This window comes from Enterobacteriaceae bacterium Kacie_13 (assembly GCA_013457415.1).
Classification (GTDB): domain Bacteria; phylum Pseudomonadota; class Gammaproteobacteria; order Enterobacterales; family Enterobacteriaceae; genus Rahnella.
In genome coordinates this window covers 3,706,098-3,725,444 of record CP045665.1, presented here as the reverse complement: position 1 = coordinate 3,725,444, position 19,347 = coordinate 3,706,098, and the positions used below count along the sequence as shown (strand labels likewise).

The 19,347-nt window shown below is 52.6% G+C and carries 16 protein-coding genes and 1 pseudogene; 13 read left to right on the top strand and 4 right to left on the bottom strand.

The features are described from left to right. Positions 1-53: 53 nt before the first annotated feature. Positions 54-2,219, top strand: a complete 2,166-nt coding sequence (locus GE278_17010) for a bifunctional acyl-ACP--phospholipid O-acyltransferase/long-chain-fatty-acid--ACP ligase (GenBank protein ID QLK62364.1) — start codon at positions 54-56, stop codon at positions 2,217-2,219. Further along, complete coding sequence (lplT, locus tag GE278_17005) at positions 2,216-3,424, top strand: lysophospholipid transporter LplT (GenBank protein ID QLK62363.1); 1,209 nt, start codon at positions 2,216-2,218, stop codon at positions 3,422-3,424. The genes GE278_17010 and lplT overlap by 4 nt, the downstream gene beginning before the upstream one ends. A gap of 105 nt (positions 3,425-3,529) precedes the next feature. Here the strand turns inward: lplT and GE278_17000 are convergent, their stop codons facing one another. From GE278_17000 to mutH, 3 genes are all read right to left on the bottom strand, one after another. After that, positions 3,530-4,570 carry an NADP(H)-dependent aldo-keto reductase gene (locus GE278_17000; protein ID QLK62362.1) on the bottom strand — a complete coding sequence of 347 codons (1,041 nt, stop codon included), beginning with the start codon at positions 4,568-4,570 and terminating at the stop codon, positions 3,530-3,532. Between the two features lie 175 nt (positions 4,571-4,745). Beyond that, positions 4,746-4,964: a YgdI/YgdR family lipoprotein gene (locus GE278_16995; protein QLK63323.1), complete on the bottom strand. Its 219-nt coding sequence runs from the start codon at positions 4,962-4,964 to the stop codon at positions 4,746-4,748. A 136-nt stretch (positions 4,965-5,100) separates the two neighbouring features. Beyond that, positions 5,101-5,787, bottom strand: coding sequence for a DNA mismatch repair endonuclease MutH (gene mutH / locus GE278_16990; GenBank protein QLK62361.1), 687 nt, complete (start codon positions 5,785-5,787; stop codon positions 5,101-5,103). Between the two features lie 488 nt (positions 5,788-6,275). Here mutH and GE278_16985 point away from each other — a divergent pair. The 10 genes and pseudogenes from GE278_16985 to GE278_16940 all read left to right on the top strand — a co-directional run bounded on the left by GE278_16985 (position 6,276) and on the right by GE278_16940 (position 16,439). Beyond that, a pseudogene (locus GE278_16985) lies at positions 6,276-6,460 on the top strand (hypothetical protein). 23 nt (positions 6,461-6,483) lie between these two features. After that, positions 6,484-7,011 carry an RNA pyrophosphohydrolase gene (gene rppH / locus GE278_16980; protein ID QLK62360.1) on the top strand — a complete coding sequence of 176 codons (528 nt, stop codon included), beginning with the start codon at positions 6,484-6,486 and terminating at the stop codon, positions 7,009-7,011. 11 nt (positions 7,012-7,022) lie between these two features. Then, positions 7,023-9,269, top strand: coding sequence for a phosphoenolpyruvate--protein phosphotransferase (gene ptsP, locus GE278_16975; protein QLK62359.1), 2,247 nt, complete (start codon positions 7,023-7,025; stop codon positions 9,267-9,269). Between the two features lie 181 nt (positions 9,270-9,450). After that, positions 9,451-10,320: a prolipoprotein diacylglyceryl transferase gene (locus GE278_16970; protein QLK62358.1), complete on the top strand. Its 870-nt coding sequence runs from the start codon at positions 9,451-9,453 to the stop codon at positions 10,318-10,320. Between the two features lie 6 nt (positions 10,321-10,326). Next, positions 10,327-11,121 (top strand): thymidylate synthase, encoded by a 795-nt coding sequence (thyA, locus tag GE278_16965; protein QLK62357.1) that lies wholly within the window; start codon positions 10,327-10,329, stop codon positions 11,119-11,121. A 272-nt stretch (positions 11,122-11,393) separates the two neighbouring features. Continuing rightward, a complete protein-coding gene (locus GE278_16960; protein QLK62356.1) occupies positions 11,394-11,855 on the top strand; it encodes a prepilin peptidase-dependent protein in 462 nt (153 codons plus the stop codon). Next, complete coding sequence (locus GE278_16955; protein QLK62355.1) at positions 11,846-12,433, top strand: prepilin peptidase-dependent protein; 588 nt, start codon at positions 11,846-11,848, stop codon at positions 12,431-12,433. Before GE278_16960 ends, GE278_16955 begins: the two co-directional genes overlap by 10 nt. A gap of 56 nt (positions 12,434-12,489) precedes the next feature. Further along, positions 12,490-12,927, top strand: coding sequence for a DUF2509 family protein (locus GE278_16950; protein QLK62354.1), 438 nt, complete (start codon positions 12,490-12,492; stop codon positions 12,925-12,927). Further along, on the top strand, positions 12,920-13,312 hold the full coding sequence (locus GE278_16945; protein QLK62353.1) for a prepilin-type N-terminal cleavage/methylation domain-containing protein: 393 nt from the start codon (positions 12,920-12,922) through the stop codon (positions 13,310-13,312). The genes GE278_16950 and GE278_16945 overlap by 8 nt, the downstream gene beginning before the upstream one ends. 241 nt (positions 13,313-13,553) lie before the next feature. After that, a complete protein-coding gene (locus GE278_16940) occupies positions 13,554-16,439 on the top strand; it encodes a pitrilysin (protein QLK62352.1) in 2,886 nt (961 codons plus the stop codon). Positions 16,440-16,514: 75 nt separating this feature from the next. Here GE278_16940 and GE278_16935 read toward each other — a convergent pair whose 3' ends face one another. After that, complete coding sequence (locus GE278_16935) at positions 16,515-17,840, bottom strand: amino-acid N-acetyltransferase (protein QLK62351.1); 1,326 nt, start codon at positions 17,838-17,840, stop codon at positions 16,515-16,517. 229 nt (positions 17,841-18,069) lie between these two features. On the opposite strand from GE278_16935, the gene GE278_16930 reads away from it, so the two are divergent. Then, the gene (locus tag GE278_16930) at positions 18,070-19,320 is read left to right on the top strand and encodes an AMIN domain-containing protein (GenBank protein ID QLK62350.1); all 1,251 of its coding nucleotides are present in this window, start codon (positions 18,070-18,072) and stop codon (positions 19,318-19,320) included. The last annotated feature ends 27 nt before the right edge of the window (positions 19,321-19,347 follow it).

Sequence of the window (19,347 nt, the reverse complement as noted above, 5' to 3'; positions counted from 1 at the left end):
TCCCCAACCTTTTTCTTTCAGGATCAGGGATGACACATAAGGAGATGGCAAACATGTATAACTTTCTTTTCGCCGCGTTCAGGTGGCTGTTTCGCGTTGCGTTCCGGGTTACGGTGACGCCGGCGAAATCTTCATTTGATTACCCGCGTTTACTGCTGACACCCAACCATGTTTCTTTTATTGACGGCATGCTGCTGGTGCTTTTCCTGCCGGTCAAACCTGTATTTGCGGTCTATTCCAACATTACCGATACCTGGTTCATGCGCTGGCTGAAGCCGTACGTGGACTTTATGCCGCTCGACCCGACCAAGCCAATGGCGATTAAGCACCTAATCCGCGAAGTGGAGAAGGGGCGTCCGGTCGTGGTCTTTCCGGAAGGGCGGATCACGGTCACCGGTTCATTAATGAAGATTTACGACGGTGCGGCTTTTGTGGCGGCTAAGTCTCAGGCGACGGTCATTCCTGTGCGTATCGACGGCGCGGAATACACGCCGTTTGGCCGCCTGTTCGGTAGCTTTAAAATCCGTTGGTTCCCGAAAATCACCATCAACCTTCTTCCACCGGTGACGATCCCAATGCCGGATGCACCCCGCTCGCGTGACCGCCGGATACTGGCCGGTGAGCAATTGCATAAAGTGATGATGCAGGCGCGCATGGCGACTCGCGAGCCACAAACGTTGTATGAAGCGCTGCTGTCCGCGCAAACGCGTTATGGCCGCCGCAAAAAATGCATCGCTGATATCGCGTTTAAAGAAGATACCTATCAGGGGCTGCTGAAAAAGTCCCTCGGCGTGAGTCGCATCCTGCAACGTTTTACCCGCGAAGGGGAACACGTCGGGATGCTGCTGCCGAATGCCACCATCATGGCGGCGGCGTTGTTTGGTGCCTCAATGCGTAACCGGATTCCGGCGCTGCTCAACTACACCGCCGGGGCGAAGGGGCTGCAAAGTGCGATGAAAGCGGCGCAAATCAAAACCATCATCACCTCCCGCCAGTTCCTTGAGAAAGGCAAGTTGACCCATCTGCCTGAGAATGTGCCGCAAGCCAACTGGGTGTATCTGGAAGATTTGAAAGACACGGTCACCACGCAAGATAAGCTGTGGATCTTGTTCCACCTTATCTTCCCGCGCCGCGCGATGCTGCCGCAAAAGGCTGACGACGCCGCGCTGGTGCTGTTCACCTCAGGCTCAGAAGGTAATCCGAAAGGTGTGGTGCATTCACACGCCAGCCTGCTGGCAAACGTCGAGCAGATCCGCACCGTCGCGGACTTCACGCCGCGTGACCGTTTCATGTCGTCGCTGCCGTTGTTCCACGCCTTCGGGCTGACCGTCGGCCTGTTAACGCCACTGCTGACCGGTGCGCGCGTGTTCCTTTACCCGAGCCCGCTCCATTACCGCATTGTCCCAGAGCTGGTTTACGACCAGAACTGTACCGTGCTGTTTGGCACCTCCACCTTCCTCGGTAACTACGCCCGCTTTGCCCATCCTTATGATTTTGCCCGGTTGCGCTACGTGGTAGCCGGTGCGGAGAAACTGGCGGAAAGCACCAAGGAAGTCTGGCAGAACAAATTTGGTATCCGCATTCTTGAAGGCTACGGCGTGACTGAATGTGCGCCGGTGGTGGCGATCAACGTGCCGATGGCGACTAAAGTAAACACCGTCGGGAAGATTTTACCGGGCATGGAAGCGCGTCTGATTAAGGTGCCGGGTATCGAAGAGGGCGGACGCCTGCAACTGCGCGGTCCGAACATCATGAAAGGCTATCTGCGCGTCGAAAATCCTGGCGTACTGGAAACACCACAGGCTGAAAATACCGAAGGCGAAATGCAGGCTGGCTGGTACGACACCGGCGATATCGTCACGCTCGATGAAAAAGGGTTTTGCGCCATTCGTGGCCGCGTGAAGCGTTTTGCCAAACTGGCCGGTGAGATGGTGTCGCTGGAAAGTGTGGAGCAGCTGGCGATTAAAGCTTCGCCGGACGGCCAGCATGCGGCGACGTCACGCAGCGACAGCAGCAAAGGTGAAGCGCTGGTGCTGTTTACGACTGACGCAGAGCTTCGTCGCGATGCGCTGAGCAAAGCGGCGCGCGATCTGGGGCTGCCCGAACTCGCCGTACCGCGTGATATTCGCGTGGTCAAAGCCCTGCCGTTGCTCGGCAGCGGAAAACCAGATTTTGTCACCCTGCGCGAGATGGCAGAAAAACCGGAGACTGAGGCATGAGTAATCCTTTAGCGGCGGCCTCGCCGCTGATGTCAAAAAGCATGACGGCGGTGATCGTGGCGCAGTTTTTATCTGCGTTCGGCGATAACGCGCTGCTGTTCGCTGCGCTGGCGCTGATCAAACAACAGCTCTATCCGGACTGGAGTCAGCCCATTTTGCAGATGGCGTTTGTTGCGACTTACATTATTCTCGCGCCGTTTGTCGGGCAGTTTGCTGACAGCTTCTCCAAAGGCCGCGTGATGATGGTTGCCAACCTGCTAAAACTCGGTGGTGCGGCGGTGATTTGTGCTGGTCTGAATCCGTTTCTCGGCTATACGCTGGTGGGGATAGGTGCTGCTGCCTATTCACCGGCCAAGTACGGCATTCTGGGAGAAATCACCAGCGGTGAGCAGCTGGTGAAAGCCAACGGCCTGATGGAAGCCTCGACGATTGCTGCGATCCTGCTTGGGTCTGTGGCGGGTGGGGCGCTGGCTGACTGGAATATTCTGGCGGCGCTGGGCATCTGCGTGCTCGCCTACGGCGCAGCCGTGGCGGCTAACTGGTTTATTCCAAAACTAACCCCTGCGCGCGCCGGTCAGTCCTGGCATCCGGGCAAAATGACGCGAACGTTTTTCTCGGCGTGTAAAACGCTGTGGAATGATGGTGAAACCCGCTTCTCGCTGGTTGGGACCAGTTTGTTCTGGGGCGCGGGCGTAACGCTGCGTTTCCTGCTGGTACTTTGGGTGCCGGTTGCGTTAGGGATCACCGATAACAAAACGCCGACGCTGCTGAACGCAATGGTGGCTATCGGGATTGTCTTTGGTGCCGGTGCGGCTGCGAAGTTAATCCGTCTGGAGACCGTTAAACGCTGTCTGCCTGCGGGCGTAGCGATTGGTATCGCGGTGGTGGTCTTCGCGCTACAAACCAGCATGTTAAGTTCATACATTGTACTGGTCGTGGTGGGGGTGCTCGGCGGCTTCTTCGTTGTGCCACTGAACGCACTTTTACAACATCGTGGTAAAGCCTCTGTCGGTGCCGGTAACGCTATCGCTGTACAAAATCTTGGCGAGAATACCGCGATGCTGCTGATGCTCGGCCTGTATTCGCTGGTGGTGATGGCCGGGGCACCGGTTGTGGCGATAGGCATCGGCTTCGGCGTGGTCTTCGCGCTGGCCATTATCGCACTGTGGTTCTGGCAGGTTATGCAGAAGCGCCGTCAGGCCTGAGGCATTTCTGTGTGCTTTGAAAATCTGTGTGCTCTGAAAAAATGCAGGGCATCTGAAAAAACGAAAGGGCGCTGAGCGCCCTTTTTTAATGTCTGAAATCTGTGGTCAGGGTGCAGGAATGGTGAATCTTTTGTGTATGTTTTCCAGCTCGCCCATGATTTCGGCATCGAGCGTCAGATCCTGACTGTCGATGTTGATCTTCAGTTGCTCCAGCGTGGTCGCACCCAGTAAGGTGCTGGCAACGAACGGCTGCTGACGAACGAAAGCCAGCGCCATCTGCGAAGGATCCAGATTGTGTTTCTTCGCCAGGGCCACGTATTCCGCCACGGCGCCTTCGGCCTGCGGTGAAGAATAACGGGTGAAGCGGCTGAACAGCGTATTACGCGCGTTAGCCGGTTTCGCGCCGTTCAGATATTTCCCGCTCAACGTACCGAACGCCAGGCTGGAATAGGCCAGCAGCTCAACGCCTTCGTATTGGCTGATTTCCGCCAGACCGATTTCGAAGCTGCGGTTCAGCAGGCTGTAGGGGTTTTGAATGGATACGATACGCGGCAGATCGTGTTTCTCGGCCAGTTGCAGATAACGCATCACGCCCCACGGCGTTTCGTTGGAAACACCGATATAGCGGATTTTACCGGCGCGAACCTGTTCGTTCAGCGCTTCCAGCGTTTCTAGCAGCGTCACCGGAGATTGCTCGTCGGTGTACTGATAGCCCAGTTTGCCGAAGAAATTGGCCTGACGCTGTGGCCAGTGCAGCTGATAAAGATCCAGATAATCGGTGTTCAGACGCGTCAGGCTGGCATCCAGCGCCGCGCGGATATTTTTACGATCCAGCATCTGCGCGGGACGAATCGCGTTATCGCTGCCACGGGAAGGGCCGGAAACTTTGCTCGCCAGCACGATTTTTTCGCGGTTACCACGGGCTTTCAGCCAGCTGCCGATATAGCTTTCCGTCAGACCCTGGGTTTCCGGGCGTGGCGGAACAGGATACATCTCTGCGGTATCAATCAGATTGATGCCCGCCGCAACGGCGTAATCAAGTTGCTGATGGGCGTCGGCTTCGCTGTTTTGTTCACCAAAAGTCATGGTGCCAAGACCCAGTAAGCTCACTTCTAAAGAACTGTGGGGTATACGGTGATATTGCATTGCCGGTCTTCCTTTCTTCTGAGAATGTCAGGCTGATAGAAAAAGTGCCTTATCTGACTATATACAAGGCGGCATAAAGGGGGAAGTGGCAGAGAGTGCCGGTAATCAGAGAGGGCGAGGGAGGCAGCAAAAGAGCCAGTCGAAACCAGCTCTTATCGATTGACGCAAATCCGACTTAGCGTTCCATTACCTGGCTGACATTGTCGTTGTTGATCTGCCGCTCGTTGCCCTGTTCATCGGTATAGCTCAACAGGCCGGTAGATTTATCCAGCTTCGGTTTGCCGTCGGTCAGAATCATATTGCCGTCTTTGGTTGAAATCACATAATCACTGGCGCAGCCTGCAAGCCCGAATACCAGCAGAGCGGCGCTGGTCATCATCAACGTTTTCTTCATCATTGTTATCAGTCCTTGTGTGTACACGACGTTTTAGAAAGCCCGAGATCATTAAGTCCGGACATAATCACATTCTAGCGTAGCAAAGGGTTTCAAAAGTGGCAGAAAAGGTGCCTAAAATTTTTAAATGATGACATCAGAGCAGAAAATGTCGGGCCAGCAGAGCACCGGTAAAGCGTTTTTTCAGATAGAAACCTCGTGGCAGCGTCAGGATCGGCTGACCGAATTCGCCGATGGCTTCGGTTAACGCTTTGCTGTTTGCTGCTTTCGGGCGCAGTTGCAGGAATTCCCCGTGGCGCGCAGTGATACTTTCAACTTTGCCCAGCACGATCAAATCCATCAACTCTTCCCAGTCCTGACGCAACTGCTCATCTTCTTCCTTTGAAGGCTGCCACAATAAATGTGCGCCGATGTGCCGCTCGGAAAGTGGGATCTGTCGCTCGCCTTCAACCGGGATCCACAACACCCGCGCCAGTTTATGGCGCACATGGCTACTCTCCCAGGTCACCCCGCTGTTACCCGTTAACGGTGCAACACAGACAAACGTGGTTTCCAGCGGCTTGCCGTGCGAATCAATGGGGATAGTTTTTAACTCAATGCCAATATCGGCGAAATCCTGCTCCGGTTTACTGCCTGCAATCGCGCCAAGATAGACTTCCAATAACATTCCCACCCAGCCCTTTTCTCGTTTGAGATTGGCCGGGATCGGCAATCCTGCACGGGCAGCGAGCTCGCCTAAGGTATGACCGGCTAGCGACTGCGCGCGGTGCAGCAGTTCATCTTCGTGACGGGGCGGTTCAGTTGCAGGTAACGGAATAGACATAAAAAACAACACTCATGAATTTAGGTTAAATTTTAACCTCACCCTGCGCAATGCAGTGCATAAAAAGTTATACCCGTGAGATGGATGAATAATAGCATGATTTAATTTGGTTTTTTTTATGGTTATGGCCGGTTTATCACAAGCAGTTTTTAGGTTGACCACCTGTTGAAGGCGACAATGAACAGGATCTTCCCCCTACTTATCCACAGATTTCTTGGATAACCCTGGATAAATCCGATCACTGGTTCGATTTACAGGCTTGACGGACCGTGTTATATCCAATTTCTGCCCCGGCGACGTCAACTTTTAGACGATCGCTGTGGATAAAAACGTCATTGATGGATCTTTCGCCAGATCATGTCTGCGTGTGACGTGCCTCATCTTTTTAGAGGGTTGATAACGCGGTTTATTGGTCATAACTGAATGCTTTATATGTGTTTTATAAATATTAGTTTTCGAGCTGGGGATAAGTTCACGAGAGTTTTACCCTGCTTACTCTTAAGTTCTGCACACATCTATCCACAGAAAAAGTGAATAAAATCGCGGGTGCTGGCCTCAGCCTGTTTATAACTTTGCCAATTAGTGAAAGTTATCCCATTTTTATTCGTGCGGATCAGCGCTAACCAGTGGTTTACCGCCTGTTGGTAGTGTGAAACAATCAGAACATCTATGATTTTAAGCTATTGAGGTAGTCCGGTGATCGATGATGATGGCTACCGCCCGAATGTTGGTATCGTAATCTGTGACAAGCAGGGCCAGGTGTTATGGGCCAGACGATACGGTCAGCACTCCTGGCAGTTTCCTCAGGGAGGCATTAATCCGGGAGAAACCGCTGAGCAGGCAATGTACCGCGAGCTGTTTGAAGAGGTGGGTCTGGGCCGCAAGGATGTACGTATTCTGGCGTCGACCCGCAACTGGTTACGTTATAAATTGCCAAAACGTTTGGTGCGTTGGGACACAAAGCCGGTTTGTATCGGCCAAAAGCAAAAATGGTTCTTGCTGCAACTGATGTGTAACGATGCTGATATCAATATGCAGCGCAGCAGTACGCCTGAATTTGATGGCTGGCGTTGGGTGAGTTTCTGGTATCCGGTTCGTCAGGTGGTGTCATTTAAGCGCGATGTGTATCGTCGCGTGATGAAAGAGTTTTCGACCACTATTATGCCGATGCAGGAAATTTCCCTTCCTAAGACATCGCCCGCTTATCGTCGTAAAAGAGGCTAAGTCGCGAAGAGATGCTCACGCGTTTGCGAGAAATTGTTGAAAAGGTAGCAATGGCGGCCAGCCTGAATGATGCGCTGGACGTACTGGTCAATGAAACCTGCCTGGCGATGGACACCGAAGTGTGTTCCGTTTATCTCGCTGACAATGACCGTCGTTGTTATTACCTGATGGCGACGCGAGGTTTGAAAAAACCTCGCGGGCGTACTATTACGCTCGCGTTTGATCAGGGGATTGTCGGTCTGGTCGGGCGGCTTGCAGAACCTATCAACCTCGCCGACGCGCAGAGCCATCCCAGCTTTAAATACATTCCCGCCGTAAAAGAAGATCTTTTCCGATCCTTCTTAGGCGTGCCGATCATTCACCGTCGTCAGCTACTCGGCGTGCTGGTTATTCAGCAGCGCGAACACCGACAGTTCGACGAAAGTGAAGAATCCTTTTTAGTTACGTTAGCGACGCAGCTGGCGGCGATCCTTTCGCAAGCCCAGCTGAACGTGCTGTACGGCCGATTTCGCCAGACCCGCGTCCGCGCGCTGGCGGCTTCGCCAGGTGTTGCTATCGGTATCGGCTGGCAGGACAGTTCGCAGCCTTCGCTTGAACACGTTTATATGGCGTCTACGCTCGATACGGTGCGTGAGCGCGAGCGGCTGACCCGCGCACTGGAAGATGCCGGTGCAGAGTTCCGCCGTTTCAGTAAACGCTTTACTGCCAGCGCACAAAAAGAAAGTGCCGCAATTTTCGACCTCTATTCGCACCTGCTCAACGACGCCCGTCTCAAGCGCGAACTGTTTGCGCAGATCGATCAGGGTGCCGTTGCTGAATGGGCAGTGAAAAAGGTCGTTGAAGAATTTGCTGCGCAGTTTGCCAGCCTGCAGGACACCTACCTGCGTGAGCGCGGTAGCGATTTGCGCGCACTCGGCCAGCGGTTGGTTTTCCATCTCGATGATACTATTCAGGGCAATACTCAGTGGCCAGAGCGTTTCATTCTGGTTGCAGATGAACTGACCGCAACGCTTCTGGCTGAAGTCCCGCAGGACCGGCTGGCGGGTGTCGTGGTGCGCGATGGTGCGGCAAACTCCCACGCGGCCATTCTGGTGCGTGCAATGGGCGTGCCGACCATTATGGGCGCGGATATTCAGCCTGCGCTGCTCAACCAGCGACAACTTATTGTCGATGGTTATCGGGGCGAACTGCTGATCGACCCGGAACCGGTGTTGGTTGCAGAATATAAGCGTCTCATCAGCGAAGAAATGGAGCTGAGCCAGCGCGCAGAAGATGATGTTGACCAGCCTGCGGCGCTGAAAAGCGGCGAAAGAGTGAAGGTGATGCTCAATGCCGGCCTGAGTGCCGATCACGAAAAACTCTTCGGCAGCCGTGTGGACGGTGTCGGGCTGTACCGCACCGAAATTCCTTTCATGCTGCAAAGTGGTTTCCCTTCTGAAGAAGAGCAGGTCGCGCAGTATCAGGGCATGTTGCAACTGTTCCCGCAAAAGCCGGTGACCCTGCGAACGCTGGATATCGGTTCTGACAAACAGCTGCCATACATGCCGATCAGCGAGGAAAACCCTTGTCTAGGCTGGCGTGGGATTCGTATTACGCTTGATCAGCCAGAAATTTTTCTGATTCAGGTACGCGCCATGCTGCGTGCTAATGCGGCAACCGGTAATCTCGGTATTTTGTTACCAATGGTCACCAGCCTCGAAGAGATTGATGAGGCACGCCGTCTGATAGATCGCGCCGGACGTGAAGTGCAGGAGCAGCTCGGTTACGAATTGCCGCGCACGCGTATCGGCGTGATGATTGAAGTGCCGTCGATGATCTTTATGCTGCCAGCACTCGCCGGAAGAGTAGAGTTTATCTCGGTCGGTACCAACGATTTAACGCAATATCTGCTGGCGGTTGACCGTAATAATACCCGCGTAGCTGGCTTATACGACAGCCTGCACCCGGCGATGTTGCGTGTACTTAAACAGATTATTACCAGCGCTGAAGCGATCGGGCTGGATGTCAGTCTGTGCGGTGAAATGGCGGGCGACCCGATGGGCGCATTGCTGCTGACCGGTATGGGTTACCGTAACCTGAGTATGAACGGGCGCAGCGTGGCGCGCGTGAAATATCTGCTGCGCCGCATCGACTTAGTGGATGCCGAAGAGCTGGCTGGTCGGGTTTTACAGGCACATTTCACTACGGACGTTCGTCATATGACGGCAGCATTTATGGAAAGGCGCGGTCTGGGCGGGCTGATTCGCGGCGGCAAATAAGAGTCAGACGCGGCGTTAACCGTCGCGTCAATGTTGCCTGACCCAAATATGGCGCAGAATGAGACGATTTTTTACAGAACTTTTCCCCGGTCATAGCCCCGGAAATCCTCCCGGCTATGCTACTATTCGCACCCTGCTGACCCCTAACCGGGCTAAAACAATAAACAATTTGTGGTGATAGATGAGCAACAGCTATCTGGCGTTTCCCCAGTTTGATCCGGTGATTTTTTCTATCGGACCAGTATCCCTCCACTGGTACGGACTGATGTATCTGGTCGGTTTTGTCTTTGCTATGTGGCTGGCCGTGCGCCGTGCTAATAAGCCGGGCAGCGGCTGGACCAAAGACGAAGTTGAGAATCTGCTGTACGCAGGTTTCCTTGGTGTCTTCCTCGGTGGCCGTATCGGTTACGTATTCTTCTATAATCTGCCTCTGTTCCTTGATAATCCGCTTTACCTGTTCAAAGTGTGGGACGGCGGTATGTCCTTCCACGGCGGCCTGATCGGTGTGATCGTCGTGATGCTGGTCTTCGCCCGCCGTACCAAGCGTAATTTCTTCCAGGTCGCGGATTTCATCGCACCGCTGATCCCGTTTGGTCTGGGTGCCGGACGTCTTGGTAACTTCATCAACGGCGAACTTTGGGGCCGTGTAACCACTGATGTGCCATGGGCGATGTTGTTCCCCGGCTCTCGTCAGGAAGATATTGCCATCGCTGCTGCTGACCCGAAATGGCAGCCGCTGCTAAACCAGTACGGTGTGCTTCCGCGCCATCCTTCCCAACTGTATGAACTGCTGCTCGAAGGCGTCGTTCTGTTTATCATTTTGAACGTCTTTATTCGTAAATCACGCCCGATGGGCGCGGTGTCAGGCTTGTTCCTGATCGGTTACGGTTTATTCCGCATCATCGTTGAGCATTTCCGCCAGCCGGATGCGCAGCTCGGTTTGTTCGACGGAGTGATCAGCATGGGGCAGGTTCTGTCCATCCCGATGGTGGTCGTCGGTCTGATTATGATGGTCTGGGCATACCGCCGTCCGCAGAAACAATTGTCGTGAGGTAACATGAAACAGTATCTGGATTTAATGCAGAAAGTGCTCGATGAAGGCACACCTAAAGCCGACCGTACGGGTACCGGCACATTGTCGATTTTTGGTCATCAGATGCGTTTCAATTTGCAGGAAGGTTTTCCGCTGGTTACAACCAAACGCTGCCATTTGCGCTCCATTATTCATGAACTCCTGTGGTTCCTGAAAGGTGAAACCAATATCGCTTATTTGCGTGAAAACAACGTCAGTATCTGGGACGAGTGGGCCGATGAAAACGGCGATCTCGGCCCGGTGTACGGCAAACAATGGCGTGCCTGGGGCGCTGCTGATGGAAAGCAAATTGACCAGTTGTCCAACGTCCTGAACCAGCTGAAAAGCGATCCGGATTCACGCCGTATTATTGTTTCTGCATGGAACGTCGGCGAGCTGGATCAGATGGCGCTGGCACCTTGCCACGCTTTCTTCCAGTTCTACGTGGCGGACGGTAAGTTGTCCTGCCAGCTATATCAGCGTTCATGTGATGTCTTCCTTGGCTTGCCGTTTAACATTGCCAGTTATGCGTTGCTGGTGCACATGATGGCGCAGCAGTGCTCTCTTGAAGTCGGCGATTTTGTCTGGACCGGGGGTGACACCCATTTGTACAGCAACCATATGGAACAGACGCACCTCCAGCTGAGCCGTGAACCGCGCGCGTTGCCTAAACTGATTATCAAACGCAAACCTGCCTCCTTATTTGATTACAACTTCGAAGATTTCGAAATTGAGGGATACGATCCACATCCTGCAATAAAAGCGCCCGTCGCTATCTGATTCTTCGTTATTTGCTGCCTGACGCCTGTCAGGCAGTCATTCCCCTGACTTTCTTCTGCGACACTTTTTACGCGTTTCCCCGACAATTCCTATCGTTATTTCAGCCCGCATTTTCTTTTTGAGAGATGCTACGCAACATTTTTGTCGCGCGTATTCTTTTGCACTTTTTGTTCTCGTGACGTCCTGGAGAAAATCACTTTGCCACTGGCGATGAAAATTCAAATGCATACCCTGACCGTATGAAAACAACCGCACGTCCAGGAGAGCAAGGAATGTCGCTGATAGAAATGATGGTGGTCATAGCGCTGGTGGCGATGTGCACGCTGTGGGGATTGCACAGCTGGCGCGGGTATCAGCAGGCGCTGAAACTGGAACAACAGGCGCAGCATCTGCGTCTGTATCTTTACGGCTTGCAGGCCGAAGCCAATAACTACAACCGTTCCGCCATACTCTGGGCGATAAGCGGCGTGGGCGGCTGCGTCGGTACTGGCGTGCGTCCAGCAGATTGTAATGCAGCTGGCGGCAGAGTATTTGTGGTCAGTGAGCCGGATGTTGAGTTATTTGACTTCACCGATAAAGCGATGGGATTTTACGGGCTGCGAAATGCTGCGCTGGCTGGTCATCTGACCCTTAGGAATGCGGCGGGGAGCCTGCGTGTGGTGCTCTCAGCCAGAGGGCGTTTGCGTCTGTGCAGTGAAAAGAAGCCGATATTGGGCATCGGGGTCTGCCAGTGACTTCTCGTCGGGCGCAAGGCTTCACGCTGCCGGAAGTGATGATGGCGATGGGCGTCGGCAGCATGCTGATGCTCAGTGCAGCGCAAATTTATCCGCTGATGCGCCAGCGAAGCCAAAGTCTCGGGCGATATTATCAGCTGGATCAATTGCTGCGCCAGACCAGTTTTACTATCGAAAAGGATTTACGACGCGCTGGATTCTGCAATGGTGTGTGTGACGGTAAAACGATCATTCTCGGCAATGCGTCAGGAGAAATCGCAGGTTCTTGTGTTATCGCGATTTATGATCTGAACCGAAATGGGCACTGGGAAAAAACGGGTAGCGCAGAATCTGAATATTTTGGTTATCGCTTGCGTCAGGGCGGTATTGAAATCCAGCGTGGTGCAAGTGAATGCAACAGTGCTGGCTGGGAGAAGTTGCTCGATCCGGCAGAGGTATACGTCACGAGGTTTGTGGTATCTGAGCATTCTGGTCTGAATGCCGGACATCTTTTTTCACTGGAGCTTGAGGCCCACTGGAGCAAAGATCCCTTGGTCCACCGGCAAATTATTGTCCAGGTTGCGGGGCATTCCATATGAGATTTCGGTCGAAAATCAGGAAGAATCCCTCTCTATATCACCAGCAGGGCAGTGCCATGATATTGAGTATTATGGTGATGATGGGGCTGGGTATGATTGCCCTGAATTCGCTACAACAGCAGCTTTCCGCCGGGCTGGCGTTGACCTCTCATCAGCACCGGTATGCGATTGCCTGGGAGAATGCCGCATCTTCGCTGAATTGGGGAGTCAGCGAGCCATGGACATTAACGGCACAGACAAAGTGGCAATGCCAAATGTTGACCGCCGGGATCATGACCGTGGGGTCAGGGCGGACCTGTGTGCGTCCATCACTACGTGAAGATGTTTTTGTAGTGCGCGGGGAAGGAAGATTGTCGGAAGGGGGAGAGCCAGTGACTGTTTACCAGCAGGTCAGCGCGCAAAAACAAGCTGATGGCTCTCTGATTTTTTCCCCACTCCGGCAAGGCTGGCTGGACTTCTGTCCGGAAGCTGATGAGCAGTTCTGTGATGATTGAGAAAGAAATCAATCAACAAGGATTTAGCCTGCCGGAAGTGATGATTGCCGCTCTGCTGCTATCAGTGTCGGTTCTGGGATTGCTCAACTATTTTCAGTCGCTGAGTCATGGTTTTGTGCGTCAGTGGCAGGTGCAGCAGGCGTGGTCAGAGGCGCACTCACAGTTAGAAGCCTATTCGGTTAGCGGAAACGGGAGTCAACCGATCATTAAAGATTGGCAGTATCAGATATCTAGTTTTTCTGCCGGCCAGCGATGCACGCTTATCAGTGCAATTATCCGAACACCGGCACAATATCAGGCACGCTTGCAGCGTTTACTTTGCGTGCCTGATAGAAGTAAACCTTCCGTTCAGGCAGGAGAAATACCGTTAAGCCGCTTGCAATGACGGCCTAACTGCTTAGAGTGGTTTAAACAGGTGATTTATCCAGGGTGGTAATATCGCGTCTGGTTGCTAAAAGTGACATAACGCCAGACTACACACCCCGATACGGATTTTTTGACAACTATACTGCATCTGCGGGGTCTGAAAAGACTCAACGGCATAAAACAGCAGGTTGAGGTTCATCAGTGGATGAACCGTTATTTTTGCCCGTGTGGCACGCTTATTGGATTGAGGGAGAGTGGCAATGTTTAAACAGGTTACCCGAATTACAGGGTTACTGTTGTTATTGACCTTTTGGGCCCCTGTTGTTTCAAGTGCCGCCGGTTGGCAGCCTTATGCACAAGCTATCAATAAAAGTCAGAACGACCCGCGCCAGTACCAGGCGATAACACTGGCGAATGACATGACGGTGTTGCTGGTTTCTGATCCTGATGCGCCTAAATCCCTCGCCGCTCTGGCGATCCCGGTCGGTTCGCTGGAAGACCCTGATTCACAGCTAGGTCTGGCTCACTACACTGAACATATGCTGCTGATGGGATCCAAAAAATATCCTCAGCCTGAAAGCCTTTCCGAATTTCTCAAAAAACATGGCGGTAGCCATAATGGTAGCACCGCGTCCTATCGCACTGCATTCTATCTGGAAGTTGAAAATGATGCCCTTCCTGAAGCGGTAGATCGCCTTTCCGATGCAATCGCTGAGCCCTTATTAGACCCAGACAACGGCGACCGCGAGCGCAACGCAGTGAATGCTGAATTGACCATGGCCCGCTCCCGCGACGGAATGCGTATGGCGCAGGTACGCGCTGAAACGCTGAATCCGGAGCATCCGGGTTCGCGCTTTTCAGGCGGCAATCTCGATACCCTAAAAGATAAGCCGGGCAGCAAGTTGCACGATCAACTGACGGATTTTTATCATCGTTACTACTCCGCCAATCTGATGGTCGGGGTGATTTACAGCAATAAGGCTTTGCCGGAGCTAACCCAACTTGCCGCTGACACTTTCGGGCAAATTGCCAATCATCATGCTGCCGTGCCACCGATTACCGTGCCGACCTTAACGGATAAGCAGAAAGGGGAATATATCCATTTTGTTCCCGCACAGCCGCGTAAAGAGTTACGTGTTGAGTTCGCAATTGATAACAACAGTGCTGCTTTTCGCAGCAAGACGGATACTTATATCAGCTACCTGATCGGTAACCGCAGCCTGAACACGTTATCTGACTGGTTACAAAAACAAGGCTATGCCGACGGCATCAGTGCAGGCGCGGATCCGATGGTCAACCGGAATCAGGGCGTATTTAATATTTCGGTTTCATTGACGGATAAAGGTCTCGCCGAGCGTGATACGGTCATTGCCGCCATCTTCAGTTATCTGCAAGAAATGCGTGAGCAGGGGATAAAGAAAACCTATTTCGACGAAATCGCCCATGTGATGGCGCTCGATTTCCGCTATCCGGCACTGACGCGTGATATGGATTACGTTGAATGGCTGGTGGATACCATGCTGCGTGTGCCGGTCGAACACGTTCTGGATTCGCCTTATCTTACTGACCAATACGATCCGAAAGCGATCGAGTCCCGTCTGGATGAAATGACGCCGCAGAATGCGCGTTATTGGATCATCAGCCCGAATGAGCCACACAATAAAGTCGCTTACTTTGTGAATGCGCCTTATCAGGTCGATAAAGTCCCTCCTCAAACCTTCGAGCAATGGAAATCCCTGGAGCAGGGAATCAAACTTACTCTGCCTGAGCTGAACCCGTACATTCCAGACTCTCTGGCGCTGGTGACAAAAGATTCTAAAGCGACAAAACCTGAACTGCTGGTTGAAGATAAAGGCTTGCGGGTGTTCTACATGCCAAGTCGCTTCTTCGCCGATGAACCGAAGGCCAGCGTGACGGTATCCTTTCGCAATGAACAGGCGTTAAGCACGGCGAAAAATCAGGTGCTTTACGGTCTGACGGATTATCTTACCGGAGTTGCGTTTGATCAGCTTAGTTATCAGGCTTCTATTGGCGGGTTGAGCTTTGGGACATCCCCAGACAACGGGTTGCAGTTTACTGCCAGTGGTTTCACCGAATGCCTGCCGGACTTACTGGCCGCGCTGGTGGATAGCTATCCGGATTTCAAACCGACGCAGGAACAGCTGGATCAGGCGAAGTCATGGTATCGGGAGCGCCTGGCCTCGGCGGATAAAGGTAAAGCCTTCGAGTTAGCACTCCAGCCGGTTCAGTTACTTTCACGTGTGCCGTACACCGAACGTTCAGAACGCGAGAAGTTGGTTGCGGGCATCACATTAGATGACGTGAATAGTTACCGTGAGCAGCTGATCCATCACGCCGCAGTGGAAATCATGGTGGTGGGTAACATGACGGGCGATCAGGTGAAAGCCATGTCGCAGCAGATTATGCAGAAGCTGGGTTTGCACGGAACCGATTGGTGGCGCGGAACGCAGGCCGTCGTGAGTGAGGCGCTGAAAGCCAATATTCAGCGGGTGGGTAGCAGCTCTGACTCAGCGCTAGCCGCCGTATATGTGCCGACTGGTTATGATGAAGTCCAGAGCATGGGTTACAGCGCATTACTCGGGCAAATTATCCAGCCGTGGTTCTACAGCCAGCTGCGCACACAAGAGCAGCTTGGTTATGCGGTGTTTGCATTCCCTATTCCTGTCGGCAAACAGTGGGGGATTGGTTTCTTACTGCAAAGTAACAACAAGCAGCCGGATTATCTGTATCAGCGCTACCTGGCCTTTTACCCACAAGCTGAGAAGCGCCTGCGTGAAATGAAAGACGCAGAGTTTATCCAGTACAAACAAGGGCTGGTGAATGAAATGCAGCAACGCCCGCAAACGCTGGATGAAGAATCTGACAGATTAGGTAATGATTTCAGCCGCGGGAATGCGCAGTTTGATACACGCACTAATGTTATCCGTGTAATTGCCGGGCTGACGCAGACGCAGCTGGCGGATTACTTCCATCAGGCTGTGATTCAACAGGACGGGCTGGCGATGCTGTCTCAGGTCTCCGGCAGTGATAGCAAGACGCCTCAATATGCTGCGCCTGAAGGTTTCAAAACCTACGCGGATACTTCGACCTTGCAGAAAACACTGAAATCACAGACGGATAAATAATGTGATTTGAAAAATCAGAAAGCAAAAAGGACGCATTCGCGTCCTTTTTTATAGATGAAAATCAGAGTTCAGAGTTCAGAGTTCGGATATCAGGATTTTAGAACGGCGCTGATAGTTATACATTTCCTGCTTCTGAATCGGCAGAACATCCACTTCGGCCGGTTTGAAACCGCGCTCCTGAAACCAGTGGATGCTTCGGGTGGTGAGGACGAACAGACGGTTTAGCCCCATTTGCTTCGCCTGACTGGCCACTCGCTGCAATAGCATTTCGCCGCGTGATGAACTGCGGTAATCAGGATGCACGGCCACGCACGCCATTTCACCGATGCCTTCATCGTGGAACGGATACAGCGCCGCACAGGCTATGGTCAGGTTATCCCGTTCGATAATGGTGAATTTATCTATTTCCATTTCCAGCTGTTCACGGGAGCGGCGCACCAAAATTCCCTGTTGTTCCAGCGGACGGATCAATTCGAGTATCCCGCCGATGTCATTGATGGTCGCGCGGCGAACCTGCTCGGCACTCTCCATCACGATTTGCGTACCGATACCATCGCGTGAGAACAGCTCCTGAATCAACGCGCCGTCTTCCTGGTAGCTGATTAAATGGCTGCGACGTACGCCGCTGCGGCAAGCTTTCACTGCACCACGCAGGAAACGCACGGTACCAGACAGGTAATCGCCGCTAGCTTCCATCGTATCAATACGATGCTGCGCATCATTCGGAAACAGCTCAGAAATGATATTGCCTTCTTCGTTTATCACGCCCTGAGAAGAACAGAAGCCGATCATCTTTTCAGCTTTCAGTTTGATAGCCAGTTGCGTCGCGACTTCTTCAGAGGTCAGGTTAAAACTTTCCCCGGTCACCGACACTGCAACCGGCCCCATCAGTACGATGGCGTTGCTGTCGAGCTGACGGTGAATAGCTTCTTCGTCGATGCGGCGAATACGGCCGCTGTGGCAGTAATCGATGCCGTCATCAACGCCCAGCGGCTGAGCAATGATAAAGTTACCGGAGACGACGTTAATGTGTGCGCCTTGTAGCGGAGTATTATTCAGACTCATCGACAGGCGGGCAGTGATATCCAGTTGTAAAAGCCCTGCGGCCTGCTTCACCAGTTCGAGGGCGCGGGCGTCGGTGACACGGATATTTTTATGATAAATCGGCTCACAATTGTGATCAGCGAGATTCTCGTCAATTTGCGGGCGCGCGCCATACACCACAACCAGGCGGATCCCTAAGCTGTGTAACAGCCCGATATCATTGACAATATTACTGAAGTTCTCATGCTCAATGGCTTCTCCACCGAGCATGACAACGAATGTTTTGCCACGGTGCGCATTGATATAGGGAACTGAGTGGCGAAATCCCTGAACCAGTTCAGTACTACGTTCCTTCACGGCAAAACCTCATTTGAATTTTTATTCGCAATTTCTGTATTTTTATTCTTTTGTGTCTGTGTGGCAAGTAAGAAATCTCTGTTTTTCTATTAACAACGATTACAAATACACAACAAATTGATATATCGAAATAATGTTTAGGAATGACATGCAGGGAAGGATTGGTTAAAATTCTCAAACTGAGTTTTTTATCAACACTTTAAGACTTTTAAAACCTGTTTGAGATTGCATGACTGACGATAACCACAATCCCGGAAGACGACGACTTCTTCAAACCGTAGCGGCTTCCTGGATGCTCAGCGTGAGTAGAGTGGGGTTCGCAGCCAGTTCACAAGTTATTGCCGTGCGCATCTGGCCCTCTTCGACTTATACCCGCATCACGCTGGAATCCAGTACTCCACTGAAGTATAAGCAGTTTCTTCTGAGCTCACCCGCACGTGTTGTGGTGGATATCGAAGGCGTCCACCTCAATAGCGTGCTAAAAGGCCTGGGGGATAAGGTTCAGCAAAGCGATCCCTATATTCAGCAGGCGCGGGTAGGGCAGTTTGATGCCAACACAGTGCGTCTGGTGCTTGAGCTCAAACGCTCAATCAATCCTCACGTATTTACCCTCAAACCGGTGGCAGAATTCCACAACCGGTTGGTCGTCGATCTGTATCCGGAAGACGGTGCGGTCAGCGCTGAGGATGATCCACTGCTGGCATTACTGGAAGATTACAATCGCGGGGATGTGGAAAGGACGTTGCCGCCTGAAGCGGCGAAGGACGGGCAGGCAGGGCGTAGCCGGCCTCTGGTCATCATGTTAGATCCCGGTCACGGCGGTGAGGACCCCGGCGCTATAGGCAAGTATAAAACACGCGAAAAAGACGTCGTTTTGCAGATTGCCCGCCGGTTACAAAAGCTTATTGCCCGCGAAAAGAACATGAAAGCGCACATGACCCGCAATGAAGATGTCTTTATTCCCCTTAAGGTCCGCGTCGCTAAGGCGCGAAAGCTGCGGGCAGATCTTTTCATCTCGATTCATGCCGATGCGTTCACCAGCCGTGCTGCCAAAGGCTCGTCCGTTTTCGCCTTATCGACTAAAGGAGCGACCAGCTCAGCAGCACGTTTTCTCGCGCACACTCAGAACGAATCCGACCAGATTGGCGGTGTGAGTAAAAGTGGTGACAAGTATCTCGATCACACGATATTTGATTTGGTGCAGACTGCGACTATCAACGACAGTCTTAAATTCGGCAAGGAAGTGCTGACGCGGATGGGCAAGATTAACCCTCTGCATAAAAACAAAGTGGATCAGGCCGGATTTGCTGTGCTCAAAGCACCGGACATCCCCTCCATTCTGGTGGAAACTGCGTTTATCAGCAATATCAATGAAGAGAAGAAACTACGGACCGCACATTTTCAGCAGCAAGTCGCGGAATCTATACTGGCAGGGATTAAGGCCTATTTCGCTCAGGGAGGCATGTCTGCAAGAGGTTGAATATGAACAGGGATATCATGAAGTAAG